The 16,288-nt window shown below is 47.2% G+C and carries 14 protein-coding genes; all 14 read right to left on the bottom strand.

Annotated elements, in window-relative coordinates; translation table 11 throughout:
- Window positions 1-169: 169 nt before the first annotated feature.
- The 14 genes from FB479_RS03430 to rpsO all read right to left on the bottom strand — a co-directional run bounded on the left by FB479_RS03430 (window position 170) and on the right by rpsO (window position 16,165).
- A complete protein-coding gene (locus tag FB479_RS03430) occupies window positions 170-2,548 on the bottom strand; it encodes an FtsK/SpoIIIE family DNA translocase (protein ID WP_142062415.1) in 2,379 nt (792 codons plus the stop codon).
- Window positions 2,549-2,770: 222 nt separating this feature from the next.
- Window positions 2,771-3,001 carry a YlzJ-like family protein gene (locus FB479_RS03425; RefSeq protein ID WP_047067802.1) on the bottom strand — a complete coding sequence of 77 codons (231 nt, stop codon included), beginning with the start codon at window positions 2,999-3,001 and terminating at the stop codon, window positions 2,771-2,773.
- On the bottom strand, window positions 2,998-3,822 hold the full coding sequence (locus FB479_RS03420) for a ClpP family protease (protein WP_142062412.1): 825 nt from the start codon (window positions 3,820-3,822) through the stop codon (window positions 2,998-3,000). The genes FB479_RS03425 and FB479_RS03420 overlap by 4 nt, the downstream gene beginning before the upstream one ends.
- 123 nt (window positions 3,823-3,945) lie before the next feature.
- Window positions 3,946-5,652, bottom strand: a complete 1,707-nt coding sequence (locus tag FB479_RS03415; RefSeq protein WP_211330243.1) for a ribonuclease J — start codon at window positions 5,650-5,652, stop codon at window positions 3,946-3,948.
- Between the two features lie 115 nt (window positions 5,653-5,767).
- Window positions 5,768-6,634 carry a 4-hydroxy-tetrahydrodipicolinate synthase gene (gene dapA, locus FB479_RS03410; protein ID WP_106653502.1) on the bottom strand — a complete coding sequence of 289 codons (867 nt, stop codon included), beginning with the start codon at window positions 6,632-6,634 and terminating at the stop codon, window positions 5,768-5,770.
- A gap of 55 nt (window positions 6,635-6,689) precedes the next feature.
- On the bottom strand, window positions 6,690-7,916 hold the full coding sequence (gene dapG / locus FB479_RS03405; RefSeq protein WP_106653501.1) for an aspartate kinase: 1,227 nt from the start codon (window positions 7,914-7,916) through the stop codon (window positions 6,690-6,692).
- A gap of 11 nt (window positions 7,917-7,927) precedes the next feature.
- Window positions 7,928-8,968, bottom strand: coding sequence for an aspartate-semialdehyde dehydrogenase (locus FB479_RS03400; protein WP_142062409.1), 1,041 nt, complete (start codon window positions 8,966-8,968; stop codon window positions 7,928-7,930).
- Window positions 8,969-9,025: 57 nt separating this feature from the next.
- Window positions 9,026-9,622, bottom strand: coding sequence for a dipicolinate synthase subunit B (locus tag FB479_RS03395; RefSeq protein WP_007719213.1), 597 nt, complete (start codon window positions 9,620-9,622; stop codon window positions 9,026-9,028).
- Window positions 9,619-10,521 carry a dipicolinate synthase subunit DpsA gene (gene dpsA / locus FB479_RS03390; protein WP_106653499.1) on the bottom strand — a complete coding sequence of 301 codons (903 nt, stop codon included), beginning with the start codon at window positions 10,519-10,521 and terminating at the stop codon, window positions 9,619-9,621. Before dpsA ends, FB479_RS03395 begins: the two co-directional genes overlap by 4 nt.
- Window positions 10,522-10,658: 137 nt before the next feature.
- Window positions 10,659-10,919: a YlmC/YmxH family sporulation protein gene (locus tag FB479_RS03385; protein WP_106653498.1), complete on the bottom strand. Its 261-nt coding sequence runs from the start codon at window positions 10,917-10,919 to the stop codon at window positions 10,659-10,661.
- Window positions 10,920-10,991: 72 nt separating this feature from the next.
- On the bottom strand, window positions 10,992-12,245 hold the full coding sequence (locus FB479_RS03380) for a M16 family metallopeptidase (protein WP_142062406.1): 1,254 nt from the start codon (window positions 12,243-12,245) through the stop codon (window positions 10,992-10,994).
- A 112-nt stretch (window positions 12,246-12,357) separates the two neighbouring features.
- Window positions 12,358-13,335, bottom strand: a complete 978-nt coding sequence (locus FB479_RS03375; RefSeq protein ID WP_142062403.1) for a polysaccharide deacetylase family protein — start codon at window positions 13,333-13,335, stop codon at window positions 12,358-12,360.
- 146 nt (window positions 13,336-13,481) lie between these two features.
- Entirely contained in the window at window positions 13,482-15,629 is a 2,148-nt protein-coding gene (pnp, locus tag FB479_RS03370) for a polyribonucleotide nucleotidyltransferase (protein WP_142062398.1), read from the bottom strand.
- A 266-nt stretch (window positions 15,630-15,895) separates the two neighbouring features.
- A complete protein-coding gene (rpsO, locus tag FB479_RS03365; RefSeq protein ID WP_015891708.1) occupies window positions 15,896-16,165 on the bottom strand; it encodes a 30S ribosomal protein S15 in 270 nt (89 codons plus the stop codon).
- Window positions 16,166-16,288 lie beyond the last annotated feature (123 nt).

The raw sequence follows: 16,288 nt of genomic DNA, 5'->3' as shown, positions 1-16,288 counted from the left end.
AATATAACAACAATTTCCGTCAATCTCTTAAAAATTTTACATGAGGGGCGAGTATCATGCAAGCCAAATATTTATGAATAATAATGCAAAATGATTAATTTCGACAGGGATTTTTCTCCTAAAATAGGAAAAAAGACCCTGCCAGTATAAATTCTGGCAAGGCCTTCCATTATGAAATATTACTTTCTATGGATGGACGTGGTAGTCGAACCTCACGAGGCTTACTTCCCTCATAAGGACCGACTACTCCTTGAGCTTCCATCATATCAATCAATCGTGCCGCTCGCGTATAACCGACACGGAGACGACGCTGCAGCAAGGATGCCGATGCCGTCTGGGCTTCTGAAACGATTTGGACAGCTTGATCGTACAGTTCATCATCCACGACTGGCTGCTGTTCCTCCTGCACGTCACCTGGGATCATCTCTTCATTGTAGCGAACCTCTTGCTGTTCTTTCACAAAACGAACGACCTCTTCTACTTCCTTGTCGGATACAAAGGCTCCTTGAACACGGGTCGGCTTGGATGCCCCCATCGGCAACGAAAGCATGTCCCCTCTACCAAGAAGCTTTTCCGCTCCTCCCATATCCAGAATCGTTCTGGAGTCAGCCATCGATGACACGCCAAAGGCAATGCGGGAAGGGATGTTCGCCTTGATCACACCCGTGATGACATCTACGGAAGGGCGTTGTGTCGCGATAATTAAATGAATCCCGGAAGCACGAGCCATTTGCGCAAGTCGACAAATCGCATCCTCCACTTCTCCCGGAGCTACCATCATCAAGTCCGCAAGCTCATCGACGATGACGACAATATAAGGAAGTGGCGTGCCTTCCACTTGCGCATTGTACATTTCAATGTTGCGGCTACCTGTTTTGGCAAACAAATTATAGCGCCGCTCCATCTCGGCCACGACTTTTTTCAATGCAACAGAAGCCCTTCGCGGGTCAGTGACAACAGGAGCCAACAAATGTGGAATTCCGTTGTACACATTCAGTTCCACCATTTTCGGGTCAACCATCATCAGCTTGACTTCTTCTGGCTTGGCCTTGAACAAAATACTCATGATTAATCCGTTAATGCATACTGATTTTCCGCTTCCCGTCGCACCCGCTACGAGTAAATGGGGCATTTTGGTCAAATCTGCTACGATCGGCTCTCCGGAAATATCCCGGCCAAGAGCAACGGTAAGCTTCCCTGGCGCATCTTGATACTCGGGAGCTTCCAACACTTCTCGTAGTGATACGACCGCTACCTCCGAGTTCGGAACCTCGATGCCAATGGCTGATTTTCCTGGGATCGGTGCCTCAATCCGGATATCTTTTGCCGCCAATGCCAACGCAAGGTCATCCGTCAAGCTGACAATCCTGCTTACTTTTACCCCTGTAGCGGGTTGAACTTCGTAGCGTGTAACAGCAGGTCCGCGATGTACTTCGGAAACCGTTGCATTGACGCCAAAGCTCTTCAGTGTCTGTACTAATTTTGCCGCATTTGAGGTATGATCGACGTCTTTACTTGTTGCACTCGCTTTGGGCCTTGCGAGCATTTGCAGACTTGGCAGCTCATACGGTATGGTATTTTGTTCTTCTCCGGTATCTATTGTACCGAAGATTTCTTCTTCTCCTTCGAGCGCAAACGTAATTTCCTGATTCGTTTTCGGTTGTGCAGCTCTCGCTGAATGACTAGGATTAATCTGTCCGTCATCCTCTTCCAGCGCAATGCGATCCGTAAAATCACGAATTAACGGGGCGTTCGGTTGCTGGACTTCTTCCTCCTGAATAGCAGGCTGTGGATGACATTTTTGCTCTTTCAACGCCGTAACCGCGATGGCCTCATTCTCTGACTCCGATTGCTTTTGCTTGCGAGCCTCTTCGGCTTCCTTTGCTTCTTTCTTTCGCTTCTCGCTCTCTTCCTGCAAAAGTTGTACAGAGTCCTTCACTGTATCTTTCGCCTTTCCGTAAACCAAAGCCAGCTTGTCCTTGGCAAACATCAAAATGTTTACATAAGAAAGATTGAACAGAAACATCAGTCCCACAAGGAAAAGGAAAACAATCACGAGACCAGTACCAATTGTTCCAACAAGGCCATTTGTCACTGCAAAAAACAGGGCACCGATCATTCCTCCACCTACCCCGGTGGTGGACACTTTCTGACCATGATCGAGCCAAATTCTGTCCCATGTAACCTTAATAATGCTTTGCTCTGCAAATTTTCCATCTGCGGTAATTTGTTTGTACAAAATCATGTGATCCCAGGTCAAAATCGCCACACCAATGAGAGCTATCCCTAAGACGCGGTATGTAAGCTTCGGTGACTTTCTCGTAAACATCATATGTATGGCCATACCGATTAGCAGAACAGGAATGATAAAATCCCATGAGCCCGCAATAAACCGAAATAGAAGTGCCAGTACATTTTTGCCCAGCCATCCACTCTCCAATAGCCCGATCAAGGACAGCACGATGATCAGAAGTCCCAGCAGCTCTATTTTGACAACTGAGGCCAATGCCGCTTGTGAACGCTCTTTTTTTCTTCTACTCAATGGCACGCCTCCTCCTCGTCGTTACACTCGTTATGTACCGTAATGGTAAGAAAACCTCTATCGAGGCCTTTTTAACGTGGAGCGACCGCGTTTTAGCGGAAAGTTTCCACACGCTCCGGAATTTCATTTATAAATTCCTCTTCGTTAAAAAAGGCAGCCGTCGCGTGTTCGGCTGCTGTTCGTACATTACTAGTATAACACAGGAAATTCATAGAAATACAGGACTTCTTAGGCGAGCCATTCAGGTTGAAACTGAATTTTTTGTCCGGGTGCGTACTGCTCCTTCAGGTAGTCTTGCGGATCTGGGCTAATCAACCTGACGATTTTTCCTTCAAACGGTCCGGTTTGCTCAATGAGCATCGTGGCATGACCTACCGCAATCTCTTTCAGCTCTTGTTTCTCCACTTGCTCCATGTTCTCAAACACCGTTTCCATCGGAATGATGGAGTATAAGATCATTGGAGTACACTCTCCTCGCCTTTTTGCGCTTTGATCAGTTCGTTCAGCTTTTTCAGAGCACTACCAAGGCCACCGACTTCATCAATCAATCCATATTTCACCGCATCTACGCCAATCACATTGGTTCCAATGTCTCGTGTCAATTCACCGGTTCGGGTCATAAGCTCACGGAACTTTTCTTCTGAAACTTTGGAGTGACGGGCAATAAAGCTTACTACACGATCCTGCATTTTGTCCAAGTACTCAAACGTTTGGGGCACACCAATCACAAGTCCCGTCAAACGGATCGGGTGAATCGTCATCGTGGCTGTTTCTGCAATAAACGAGTACGAACCAGCTACAGCGATTGGCACACCAATACTATGACCACCGCCGAGTACGAGTGTGACTACCGGTTTGGACAAGGAGGATACCATTTCTGCAATCGCCAAGCCCGCTTCAACATCCCCACCAACCGTATTCAAAATAACGAGGACACCCTCTATTTTGCTGTTTTGTTCTGCCGCAACCAATTGAGGGATGAGGTGCTCGTATTTGGTTGTCTTATTTTGAGGAGGCAGCTGAATATGCCCTTCTACTTGTCCGATGATGGTCATACAATAAATATTGCTTTCGAGCTGTGGGACGTTTGTCTGACCCAGTTGCGTAATGGAATCGAGCAGTTTTTTCTTTGGATCTTCCTGTGCAGGTGCTTCCGATGGTGGCGAGGCAGCAGGCTCCTGATCATTAGTTGGTGAATTTGGCTGGGATTCCTTACTATTTACCGGTGTGTTTGCAAACGGCGGCCTATTTAAAAAATCGCTGAATTGTTGATTCGACATGGATGATCCTCCCTCACTTTCCTCTGTAGTATGGATAAGGGGAGGAAAAATCATGCGCCCATAAAGCCAAAAAAAGCCAGAAACCCTTTTTCGAAAGGATTTCCAGCTCTTTTTCAAGTGATCCTACACTTCCATGATAATCGGCAAGATCATCGGACGTCTGCGCGTTTGCTCGTACAGATAACGGCCTAATGACTCTTTTACGTTATTTTTTAGTGAAGACCATTCATTCACATTTTCTTCCATGCATTTGACAAGTGTTTGGGTCACTATGCGATTTGCCTCATCCAGCAACTCTTCGGATTCACGCACGTAGACGAAACCGCGAGAAATGATGTCTGGACCTGACAAAATCGTGCCATTTTGTTTGCTGAGTGTAACGACAACTACCAGTATGCCATCTTGTGACAGTAATTTGCGATCTCTAAGTACGATGTTTCCTACATCACCAACACCCAAGCCGTCAATCAAAACGTTGCCAGCATGGACTTTTCCACCGTAACGGGCCTTGCCCCCTAAGAATTCAACTGTATCGCCGTTATCCAGCAAGAACGTGTTTTCTTCAGGAATGCCAACCTGTTCAGCAAGTAAGGCATGCGTTTTCAACATGCGATATTCACCGTGAACAGGAATAAAGTACTTAGGCTTCATTAGGTTAAGCATTAGGCGCAATTCTTCTTGGCTACCATGACCGGAGACGTGGACGGTTCCGTTAGGTCCATGGCCACCATAAATGACATCTGCACCAATACGCGATAATTGATCAATTGTACGCGCCACGTATTTTTCATTCCCTGGAATGGGAGTGGCTGCAATAATAACTGTATCCCCTGGAAGGATGTCAATTTTCCGATGGGCGGATCGGGCCATCCGAGTGAGCGCGGACATAGGCTCTCCTTGGCTTCCAGTTGATAAAATAACGACTTGTTCAGCATTCAGCTTGTTGATTTCATCGATCTCAACAATCAAGCCCTCAGGGACCAACAAGTACCCTAAGTCTCTACTGATATTAATAACATTTTGCATGCTCCGACCGACAACCGTCAATTTACGGTTGAACTGTGCGGCAGCGTCCACCACTTGTTGAATGCGGTGAACATTTGATGCAAACGTAGAAACAACAATACGTCCAGATGCTTTACTGAACACATCCATGAGTGCTTTGCCCACTGAGCGTTCCGATCCGGTAAATCCAGGCCGTTCTGCATTCGTACTGTCAGAGAGCAAGCACAAAACGCCTCTGTCACCAATCATCGCCATTTTTGCCAGATCAGCTACCTGATTGTTAACAGGCGTTTGATCGAACTTGAAGTCTCCTGTATGAACGATGTAACCTTCTGGCGTATCCAGGCATACCCCTACACAATCCGGGATGCTGTGGTTTACGCGGAAAAAGGTCGCCTTCATCTTTCCGAGAACGACTTCCGAGTCGCTGTTGATCAATACGCGTTTTGTTTCATGTAGGATGCCCGCTTCTTTTAACTTTGCATCAATTAAACCAAGGGTAAGTTTTGTCGCATAAACCGGGACTTTCAAATGCTTCAGCACGTAGCTGAGGCCGCCGATGTGGTCTTCGTGTCCATGCGTAATAATAATACCCCGAACCTTGTCGCGATGTTCCTCCAAGTAGGTGATATCCGGAATAACCATATCAATCCCCAGCATTTCCTCTTCTGGGAACTTCAATCCGGCATCAATCACTACGATGTCGTCACCGCTTTGTACCACGTACATATTCTTCCCAATTTCGCCGACTCCGCCCAGGGCGAAAACGAGAACAGAGTGATTCGATTTTGCCAAAACGTGTAACCTCCTATATTTAGTTGTCATGTCCACTCAAAAAAACCGCCCCAAATCACTTGTTTTTATTATACCCGAAGTGAAATCATGAACACAAGGAAAAAGAGCCATCCCAGGTAGGAATGGCTCTTGATCTTCTATGGAGTTAAACAAGCAGGGAATGCACGAATGCTTTTTCTTGTTCGTTCAGCTCGACTAAAGGTAGTCGAACGCCGCCAACTTGAACCCCGAGCTTTTCTAAGGCGACCTTGGTTGGTCCTGGGCTCGGGTAGGCAAAGAGGCCTTCAAAAATCGGCAACAGCTTGCGATGGAGTCTTGCTGCCTCCGTATAGTTACCGGCAAAATAAGCGTCCATCATGTCTGTCATTGGGCGGCCAACTACATGACTCGCCACACTGACAATGCCCACCCCACCGATAGACAGGATCGGCAAGGTTAAGCCATCATCACCACTGTACAGCTCAAAGCCTTCCGGGGCATGCTCAATGATTTGAGCCATCTGCGACAAATTGCCGGAGGCTTCCTTGATGCATACCACATTAGGCAGTTCCGCCAAACGAAGTGTCGTTTCGGCAGTCATATTGACTACGGATCTTCCTGGCACATTATACAGCATCACGGGCAGCTCGGTCGATTCCGACAATGCCTTGAAGTGTGCGTAAAGTCCTTCCTGTGATGGCTTGCTGTAATAAGGAGCAACGACCATGACAGCGTCTACGCCAATGGATTGTACAGCTTGGGTGAACTCGATGCTTGATGCTGTATCATTACTGCCTGTTCCCGCAATGATGTGGCATCTTCCTTTTGCATAGGAAACCACGTGACGGAAAAGATCGAGCTTCTCCGTACGGGATAAAGTCGGTGATTCACCCGTGGTACCACTCAGTACAATTCCAGTTGTGCCATTAGCAATCAAATGGTCAATCAGTCGCTCTGTTTTATCGTAATCGACCTGTAGCTGCTCATTAAAAGGCGTTACCATAGCGGTAACCAGTCGACCAAAACGTGCCACTACCTCTCCAACTCCTCTTATCGTGATCAGTAGGTATTTAAGTCAGGATATGCTCTTACATATGTTGAACATGCAGGTTGAACTGCTGATGAAGCGCACGAACAGCCTTCACCATATCCATTTCATGCACGAGTACCCAGATGGTTGTATGAGAGTCTGCCGATTGAAGAATTTGAATGTCTTCTTGGGTAAGTGCCTCCACGATTCTCGCCATCACGCCGGGTACGCCCGTCATTCCTGCACCAATCACGGACACTTTTGCGCAATGCGGCAAAAGCTGCGGCTCGTATCCCATTTCCGTTAACAGACGAGCAGCTTTTTCTCCCATTTCATCATGGACCGTGTAAGCAACACCCATTGGGTTCACATTGATGAAATCTACGCTGATGTTATTGGTTGCCATCGTTTTGAAGACTTGCAGCTGTGTATCGTAAGACCCTTCTTTGTTCGCGACCTTGATCTGAGTAATGTTTGGTACATGAGCAATTCCCATAACGACTCTGTCGTGTACAGTGTAGCCCATTTTCCCGATCTCCAGCATAGTCGTAACAAGTGTACCGGGGTCGTCCGAAAACGTAGAGCGAACACGAATCGGCACGTTTGCGTGCATCGCGATCTCCACCGCTCTAGGATGAATAACTTTTGCACCCAGGTGAGCCATGTTGCAAATCTCCGTGTAGGTCACCATGCCGAGCCGCTGCGCTTCTTCGACGATACGCGGGTCCGCCGTCATGATGCCTTCCACGTCGGTGAAAATATCCACCGTTTCAGCCTTCAAGGCGACACCGAGAGCGGTTGCAGTCGTATCGCTTCCGCCCCGTCCCAGTGTCGTAATTTCCCACTCGGCTGTGCGTCCCTGAAACCCTGGAACGATCACAACTTGACTTTCCTGCAAGTCCTGCAAAATGCGACCTGGATCGATCGACATAATTTGTGCATTCGTAAAGTCGTCGCTGGTCACTATATTTGCCTGACCGCCTGTCAAAATCGTAGCTTTAATTCCTCGTGCATTCAGCATGCTGCACATGACTGTTGCAGAAATGATTTCTCCGGTATGCATCAGCATATCCATTTCTCGACTTGGCAGTTGGTTCCCATTCGCACGAACCAACTGCAAAAGTGTATCGGTTGCGTATGGATCACCTTTGCGCCCCATCGCCGATACGACAACGACGAGGGCATAGCCCTCATCAATTGCTTTTTCCATATGGTAGATTGCCCGCATCCGGCAATCCTCCGTCGTCAAGGAAGAACCACCGAACTTCTGGACGAGAATCTTCACTAACCTCTCCCCTATACTCTTGCTTTTATGAGTTCTTCAGCGATTTGTACTGTATTCCATGCTGCACCCTTGAGAAGATTGTCAGAAACGATCCACATATGCAGTCCACGAGGATGATGGAGATCACGACGCACCCGGCCCACGAATACTTCCAGTTTGCCTGTTGCATCAGTAGCGAGTGGATACTGCTGTTCCTCCGGCGCATCTACTAACACGATACCAGGAGCGTTTTTCAGCAGGGCCTTTACTTCTGCCAGATCGTAATCCTGTTTCAGCTCTACATATACCGACTCGCTATGGCCGTAGACCACTGGAATACGTACGCAAGTAGCTGAAACAAGTACAGTGTCATCACCGAAGATTTTTTTGGTCTCATTGACCATTTTCATTTCTTCATAAGTAAAACCATTGTCGGTGAACACATCAATCTGCGGAATCGCGTTGTACGCAATCTGATGATGTACAGGCAATTTGCCTACGGGAAGTACGTTACACTGCGGTTCTTTACCTTCCAAAATGTCTCGACTCTGGTCGAGCAATTCATTGATCGCAGATTGACCTGCACCTGATACTGCCTGGTAAGTAGAAACGATAATTCTGTCTATACCAAAACGATCATACAGGGGTTTTAGAGCGGCAACCATCTGAATCGTAGAGCAATTCGGATTCGCAATGATTCCATTATGGGCGAGCGCAGCATCCATGTTTACTTCTGGCACAACGAGAGGAACATCTGGGTCCATCCGGAATGCGCTGGTATTGTCAATGACAACTGCACCATGACGCACTGCGTGATGAGCCAGTTCCTTACTGACCGATCCGCCAGCACTAAACAAGGCAAAATCAACCCCTGCAAAACTGTCTGGAGTCGCCTCTTCCAGCACAATTTCTTGTCCCTTGAACGTGACCGTTTTTCCTGCAGAACGTCCAGAAGCAAGCAGCTTAAGCTGTTTGATTGGGAAGTTGCGCTTTTCTAATAGTTGAATCATTTGCTGTCCGACTGCACCAGTCGCACCGACTACAGCAACATTGAAAGTCAGTTGGTTTGCCATCTCTTACTCTCCTCCTAATCGCGAAAAAGCAGGTTTATTGTTTTTTCTGTAGTCTTATTAGTAGTTAAATCTTTCGATGAGCAAGGGTTGCAATTGTCGTCCTTCCAAAGCTGCTTCGCATGTTTCCAAGAGGAGATCCATACGAGCTACAAGCGAGTTCGGTTTTTTATCCGGGGCATCCTGCCCGAACGGCACGAAATACATATTTTTCGCGGCCAATAGCTTGGCAATATTGGCTGCATTTAATCCCAGACCATCATTGGTGGAAATGGCAATCACAATGGGTCGCAGATTACGCATCGTCGCTTTAGCCGCCATCAGTACAGCACTATCCGTAATGGCATTCGCCAACCGACTCGTCGTACTGCCTGTGCAAGGCGCAATCAGCATGACATCCAACAACTTGGAAGGTCCCAACGGCTCAGCCTGAGGAATCGTCGAAATAAGCTCTTCCCCCGTCAGTTCCTTGATTTGTTGCTGCCAGCTTTGAGAAGTACCGAAGCGTGTATCTGTGGTCATAATCGTATTCGATACGATCGGTACTACCCGTGCCCCAGCATCCACAAATCGCTTAATTTGCGGCATCGTTTCCTCAAAGGTGCAATGCGATCCAGACAAACCAAATCCAATGGTCTTTCCCTGAAGCTTACTCATGTTGCATCCCCTCCTGGCGCTTTCCTTTGATCCGCAATAAGACGAGACAATGTTTGGGCTAAAATTTGTCCAGCGGTTTTCGGTGCAACGATTCCAGGCAATCCGGGAGCAAGAAGAGCTTTGATACCTCGTCTTTCAGCGTAACGAAAATCCGTTCCCCCTGGCTTGGAGGCAAGATCAAGAATAAACGCGGATTGAGGCATTTGAGCAATCACTTCTGCTGTGAGTAACAATTGCGGGATGGTATTAAAAATGAAATCAGCATTCGTAACCTGTTTCCTTACTTCGCTTATATGGAAGGGAGTCAATCCCATCTCATAAATGCGTGCCAAGTGTTCCTGACGCCTGGCCCCCACTCTTACGCGGGCTCCCAACGCATGCAATGCTCGAGCCATGGACAAACCTGTTCGGCCCAATCCCAAAACAATTGACTGTGATCCATGAATCGTAATATCCGTATGTTGAATCGCCATCATTAACGCTCCCTCTACAGTAGGGATAGAGTTATAGATAGCTACGTCATCACGATCCAAGAGCTCCACGAGAGGAAGCTGTGTGGAAGCCAACAGCTTTTTCAGATAAGGCTTTGCCATTCCCGTGTAAACCACGCAATGACTCGGCAGACTTGCCACATGTTCATCTAGCAACTGCAGTTGTTTGGAGCAGAAAATACTTTCCACGTATCCTTGGTCATCGGTCCCTACGATGGGTAGGATGAGGGCGTCCACGTCTTTCAACACATCGCATGTTAATGGTTTCTTCGTTGCCCCTGTAAAATTACTTTCCAGGTTGTCGAAGCCAACTAACGTGACGCTAGCATCCAGTTGTATGCACCGCTTGATGACTTCCAACTGGCGAGCGTCTCCGCCGATGAAGGCAACATGTATGCCCGTTAGCATGCTGCGTTCCCCTTTCCACACATTTTACTGCATTAAATGATCGGAACGCAAAGGTTTTCCTTTTGGAAAAGTTGACGGAAATCCATGCGGTCTACCCCCATCCTATTCCGCTCCTGCTACTTCGGTGACAGTAGCGCCTACTTTTGGGAAGCCTGTGCCTCAGGCGTTTGAAGCTGGATGATGACCATATCTGGCCCAATTTTTACGATGGAGCTCCATGGGATCACGAGGTCCTCTCGCTTCTTGCCGAATCCAAAGAAACTACCTCCTGGCAAGATGATGGATTGAATTGTACCGTTTTCGGGATGGATGACTAAATCGGAATCACTGATAACTCCCATTTTCTCCCCGTTGTCCAGTCCGATAATCTCCTTCCCACCCAACTCGCTTAAGCGCATGGAGAAGCCCCCTTTGTCCTTTCATTTACTGTTGATATACGCAAAAAAATCCGGGCTATGCCGGATTTTTGCTTACAGTAAAATATCGTTCTTCACGTTTTCAGGGAAGCCGTCGAGTGGACTCACCATTGCCATAGACATCTTGGAACGGAACAGCTGCTGCGCCACAGCCAAAACAGATTCATGGGAAACACGGTCAATTTTGGCAATGATCTCGTCTAGACTAAGGTGTCGGCCCAGCAAGAGTTCATTTTTGCCAAGTCGACTCATTCGGCTATTCGTACTTTCCAAGCTGAGCATCAGGCTGCCTTTCAGCTGCTCTTTTCCTTTGTTCAGCTCTTTGTCAGTAATTCCATGATCAGCGACATCGCGCAGGACGTGCGAGACGATATCAAATACCTGTCCCACTTGCTCTGGTGCCGTTCCTGTATAAACTTGGAATGTACCCGCTTCTTTATAGGACGAATGATAGGAATAAACAGAGTATGCCAAGCCGCGCTCTTCTCGAATTTCTTGGAACAGGCGCGAGCTCATGCTGCCACCCAACACGTTGTTTAGCAAAATCAACGAGTATACTTCGGGATGCCCTACCTTAAACCCAGGTAAAGACAGGCACAAATGCGCTTGCTCTGTTGCCTTATGATGCGCGATAACATTCCCAGCAAAGTCAGGAGTAGACAAGGTCGGCATACTGCCTGGACGCGAGAAAGTCTGAAAGCGCTTTTGAATGTCTTCAATCAAACTGTCTTCAAAATTACCCGCTACCGTAATCACCGTATTCGTTGGCAGGTAGTGCTGATCAATATAAGCGAGCAAATCGTCACGCTTCAAGCTGCGCAGAACATCTTCTGTACCCAAAATCGAATAGCCTAGAGGGTGTGTGCTGTACGAAGCGCGTGCAATCAAATCATGCACCAAATCATCTGGCGTGTCTTCATACATGCTAATCTCTTCAATGACGACGTTCTTTTCCTTTTCCAACTCAGCTGCATCAAAAACTGAGTTGAAATACATATCGGAAAGAACATCGAGAGCGATTGGAGCATGTTGGTCGAGCACCCTTGCGTAATAGCAGGTATACTCCTTCGAAGTAAAGGCGTTCACGTTCCCGCCAATCTCATCAAAGGTTTCCGCAATTTCCTTTGCAGAACGAGTTGTTGTGCCTTTGAAAAACATATGCTCGAGAAAATGGGAAATCCCGTTGTTTTTCTCGTTTTCATATTTCGAACCAGTCCCTACCCAGATGCCTAAGGCAACAGAGCGAACGGACGGAATCCGTTCCGTCACGATTCGAAGACCGTTATCACACGTATGACGTTGTATCACGTAAATCCTCCTCGGTTGTTCATCTGTCTCTACCCGAAACCTCGGGGAATTTCTTGTAAACACGTCTAACTATAGCAAACTTCCTTTGTCTCCACAATAAATGAACATGTATTTACGGTGACGGGAGTCTACGGCTCGATATGACCTCCGAGACTGTCGTCGGCTGTAGCCCCTTCTTTTTCGCGATTGTCAGCAGTTGATCCAAACTGGCCTCGGAAGTAGAAGTAGGATGCATGAGTACGAGGACACCATTCCCCATTTTACGGCTTATTTTATTGATCACAGAAGCAGGCGATGGTTTCTGCCAGTCTACCGTATCTGCCGTCCATAGAATCGTCTTCATTTGATAAGAAGACTGCGCGATTTGTACAACGCGCTGGTTAAAAGCACCAGATGGCGGTGCAAACAGGGAAGGCTTTACTTCCAGCGTTTTAAAAATAACATCTTGTGTACGACTTATCTCTTGATGAATCCTCTGTGTTCCCAGTATGTTCATATCGGGGTGGGAATACGCATGATTACCAATCTCATGGCCACGTGCCATGATCTTTTTAGCTTCATCTGGGTAGCGTTTTACCCAAGAGCCATCCAGAAAGAAAGTCGTCTTTACCTTATGTTTATCGAGTGTATTGAGCATCGAATCGAGATACTCATTTCCCCAAGCCACATTGATCATGAAAGAAATCGCTGGTTTATTCGGATTTCCTCGATAGATGGGATGGGCTCCCAATTGCTCAAGCGAAACCGTTGGAGGTACTTCCTTGTATACCAGCAAATCTGGACTGTTCACACCTGCAGCCAGCATTTTATTAATTGATTCTTCTACATCCACTACACGGCCATTATAGCCGGGAATCGCCTTCCACGTCTGATCGACGACGGCATCTATCGGCTGTTCCTCTCTTCCCTCTTTCCACTTTTCAATCTGCGCCCGTAAACGCGCTTTTTCGTTATCATTACTATTTCCATTCACTACTTGGACATTTTTTATCGTACTCATGTAATGATGAATAGGCTGATAATTCAAGAGAACGATCAGCGCTGCTCCATATACAACTATGAACAAAAGTCTCCTGGTCCTATTCTTCATTAGGGCGTCGCCCTCCTCCATCGATCGTACGAGTCTCTCTTGTCCAATGTATGAGAGGAAGGAACGACTTAGACATCATCTGGCACACAAAAGAAAAAAGCTTCCGTACACGAATTTCTTCGAGTGACGAAGCCTTTTGTTTTTCTTTATTCTGCTTTTGTTGGTGTTTCATCAGCTTGTGCCGCAGCAGCTTGCTCTTTCAAAACTGCTTTGCGAGAGAGATTCACACGACCTTGGTCGTCAATCTCGGTCACTTTCACTTGTACTTTATCACCAACTGCGACAACATCTTCTGTTTTGGCTACACGCTCTTCAGCCAGTTGAGAGATGTGGCACAAGCCCTCTTTACCTGCGAACAACTCGATGAACGCACCGTACTTCTCTACGCGTTTTACTGTTCCCAGGTACACCTGACCAACAGCTACTTCACGAACCAAATCTTCAATGATTTGTTTCGCGCGCAGATTCGCTTCGTGGTTGATGGAAGCGATGAAGACTCGTCCATCTTGTTCGATGTCGATTTTTACGCCGGTTTCTTCGATAATCTTATTGATGACACGACCTTGTGGACCGATTACATCGCGAATTTTCTCCGGATTGATCGTCATGGTCATGATTTTCGGTGCATAAGGAGACAGTTCTTTACGCGGTTCGGAAATTGTGCTCATCATATGGTTCAGGATGTGCAAACGACCTACACGCGCTTGTTCCAGGGCCAGCTCTAAAATCTCACGGTTGATACCGGAAATTTTAATGTCCATTTGGATAGCTGTTACACCAGCCTCAGTACCCGCTACTTTGAAATCCATGTCACCCAAATGATCTTCCATACCTTGAATATCAGTCAGGATCGAGAAAGATTTCTCATCTTTGCTCATGATCAAGCCCATCGCAATACCTGCTACCGGTGCTTTGATTGGAACACCTGCATCCATCAAAGCAAGTACGCTCGCGCAAATCGACGCTTGCGACGTGGAACCGTTGGACTCAATTACTTCGGATACGAGACGAATCGTGTATGGGAACTCTGTCTCAGATGGAATGATCGGCTCGATTGCACGCTCACCCAACGCACCATGTCCGATTTCACGACGCCCTGGAGGACGCAACGGACGTGCTTCACCCACGCTATACGGCGGGAAGTTGTAGTGGTGCATGAAACGTTTCGATTCTTCCAGACCAAGTCCATCGAGAATTTGAACATCTCCCAGCGCACCCAATGTGCAAACGCTTAGTGCTTGTGTTTGACCACGGGTAAACATAGCGGAGCCATGTGTACGGGAAAGAATGTTTGTCTCACTGGACAGTGGACGGATTTCGTTCAGAGCTCGTCCATCAGGGCGAACTTTCTCGTCAGTAATCAGACGGCGAACCTCATCCTTGACAATATTGCCAAGTACTTCGCTAATCATCTTTTCCTGCTCTGGATATGCCTCAGGGTCCTTGGCTGCAAAATGCTCTTTGGTTTCTGCCTTGATATCGTCAATAGCATCGTAGCGCGCTTGTTTTTCTTCGATGCGAACAGCTTCTTTCAGGCGAGCTTCCGCATATGCACGCACAGCTTGATCGATTTCAGGATCAACCTCATGCAAGATGACTTCCATCTTTTGCTTGCCGATTTCAGACACGATCTTGTTCTGGAATTCTACCAGTTGCTTAATCACGTCATGGCCAGCCATGATCGCTTCGAGCATTACTGCTTCCGGTACTTGGTTCGCAGCTGCTTCCACCATGTTAATCGCTTTGTGCGTACCTGCGACAGTCAGGTGAATATCGCTTTTCTCCGCTTGAGCGACAGTAGGGTTAATGACGAACTGACCGTCAATTCGTCCTACGATTACTCCTGCAATCGGACCTTCAAAAGGAATCTCCGAAACGCATAGCGCTGCGGAAGTACCGATCATCGCAGCAATTTCAGGTGAGCAGTCTTGATCCACAGACAGAACAGTATTTACGATTTGTACATCGTTACGGAATCCTTCTGCAAAAAGAGGGCGGACAGGACGGTCAATCAAGCGGCTAGCCAAAATAGCCTTTTCGCTCGGACGTCCTTCTCTTTTAATAAAGCCGCCAGGAATTTTCCCAACCGCATAGAGACGCTCCTCATAGTTGACAGTCAGCGGAAAGAAGTCAAGTGGTTTTGGCTCCTTCGAGACTGTAACTGCAGACAGGATTGCTGTATCGCCGTAACGAACCAAGACCGAACCATGCGCCTGTTTAGCCATTTTGCCAAATTCCAGGGTCAGTTTTCGGCCTGCCAGTTCGAAGTCATATGTACGGTATTGTTGCTCCATGATGCTAGCAGTCCTCCTTCACAACAATGTGCATTTCACACTTTGTTTTCTACCTGTATGTATTATTTCCTGCCATGATAAAAATTAAATGGGTACCTTTGGCAGTCGTTCTAGATAATAAAAAAAGCTTCTTTTGTGAAGCTAATGCAAGCAAGCAAATTGTTTCCAGCTTTTTATTCGTTTCGGATGGGCTTAGCGTATTGCTACGCTAAACCCTCCTACACGATAGAAAAAGCGGGAAGAACCCGCTTTTTACAAAACGCTGATTAGCGGCGCAGACCCAGGCGGTCTACAACCGAACGATAGCGTTGAACATCTGCTTCACGCAGGTATGTCAACAGGTTACGACGTTGACCAACCATTTTCAAGAGACCACGACGGCTGTGGTGATCTTTCTTGTGCGTACGCAAGTGTCCGTTCAGATTGTTAATGTTTTCGGTCAAGATAGCGATTTGCACTTCCGGTGAACCGGTGTCGTTCTCATGAGTACGGAACTCTTGAATCAGTTGAGTTTTACGTTCTTGAGTCAATGCCATCATGACTCACCTCCTCATTTTTTATACCGTTCGCCGAGTCTGCCGTCGGTGAGAATCGGACAGCCAAGCTACGGTTATCTGTACAACGTTTTGAATTATAGCATACCATTTTGTGAAAAGCAA

The organism is Brevibacillus sp. AG162 (genome assembly GCF_006715575.1).
GTDB classification, from domain to species: Bacteria; Bacillota; Bacilli; order Brevibacillales; family Brevibacillaceae; genus Brevibacillus; species Brevibacillus brevis.
The sequence above is the reverse complement of the archived record's forward strand: the minus strand, read 5'-3'. Positions and strand labels throughout refer to the sequence as shown.

Excerpts from the sequence above, each read along its gene's own strand:
- pnp (WP_142062398.1), bottom strand. The coding sequence starts at position 15,629 with ATGGAGCAACAATACCGTACATATGACTTCGAACTGGCAGGCCGAAAA.
- FB479_RS03425 (WP_047067802.1), bottom strand. The coding sequence starts at position 3,001 with ATGATCTTATACTCCATCATTCCGATGGAAACGGTGTTTGAGAACATG.
- rpsO (WP_015891708.1), bottom strand. The coding sequence starts at position 16,165 with ATGGCATTGACTCAAGAACGTAAAACTCAACTGATTCAAGAGTTCCGT.
- FB479_RS03385 (WP_106653498.1), bottom strand. The coding sequence starts at position 10,919 with ATGCGCTTAAGCGAGTTGGGTGGGAAGGAGATTATCGGACTGGACAAC.
- FB479_RS03420 (WP_142062412.1), bottom strand. The coding sequence starts at position 3,822 with ATGTCGAATCAACAATTCAGCGATTTTTTAAATAGGCCGCCGTTTGCA.
- FB479_RS03400 (WP_142062409.1), bottom strand. The coding sequence starts at position 8,968 with ATGGCAAACCAACTGACTTTCAATGTTGCTGTAGTCGGTGCGACTGGT.
- dpsA (WP_106653499.1), bottom strand. The coding sequence starts at position 10,521 with ATGCTAACGGGCATACATGTTGCCTTCATCGGCGGAGACGCTCGCCAG.
- FB479_RS03375 (WP_142062403.1), bottom strand. The coding sequence starts at position 13,335 with ATGAAGAATAGGACCAGGAGACTTTTGTTCATAGTTGTATATGGAGCA.
- FB479_RS03395 (WP_007719213.1), bottom strand. The coding sequence starts at position 9,622 with ATGAGTAAGCTTCAGGGAAAGACCATTGGATTTGGTTTGTCTGGATCG.
- FB479_RS03415 (WP_211330243.1), bottom strand. The coding sequence starts at position 5,652 with ATGACAACTAAATATAGGAGGTTACACGTTTTGGCAAAATCGAATCAC.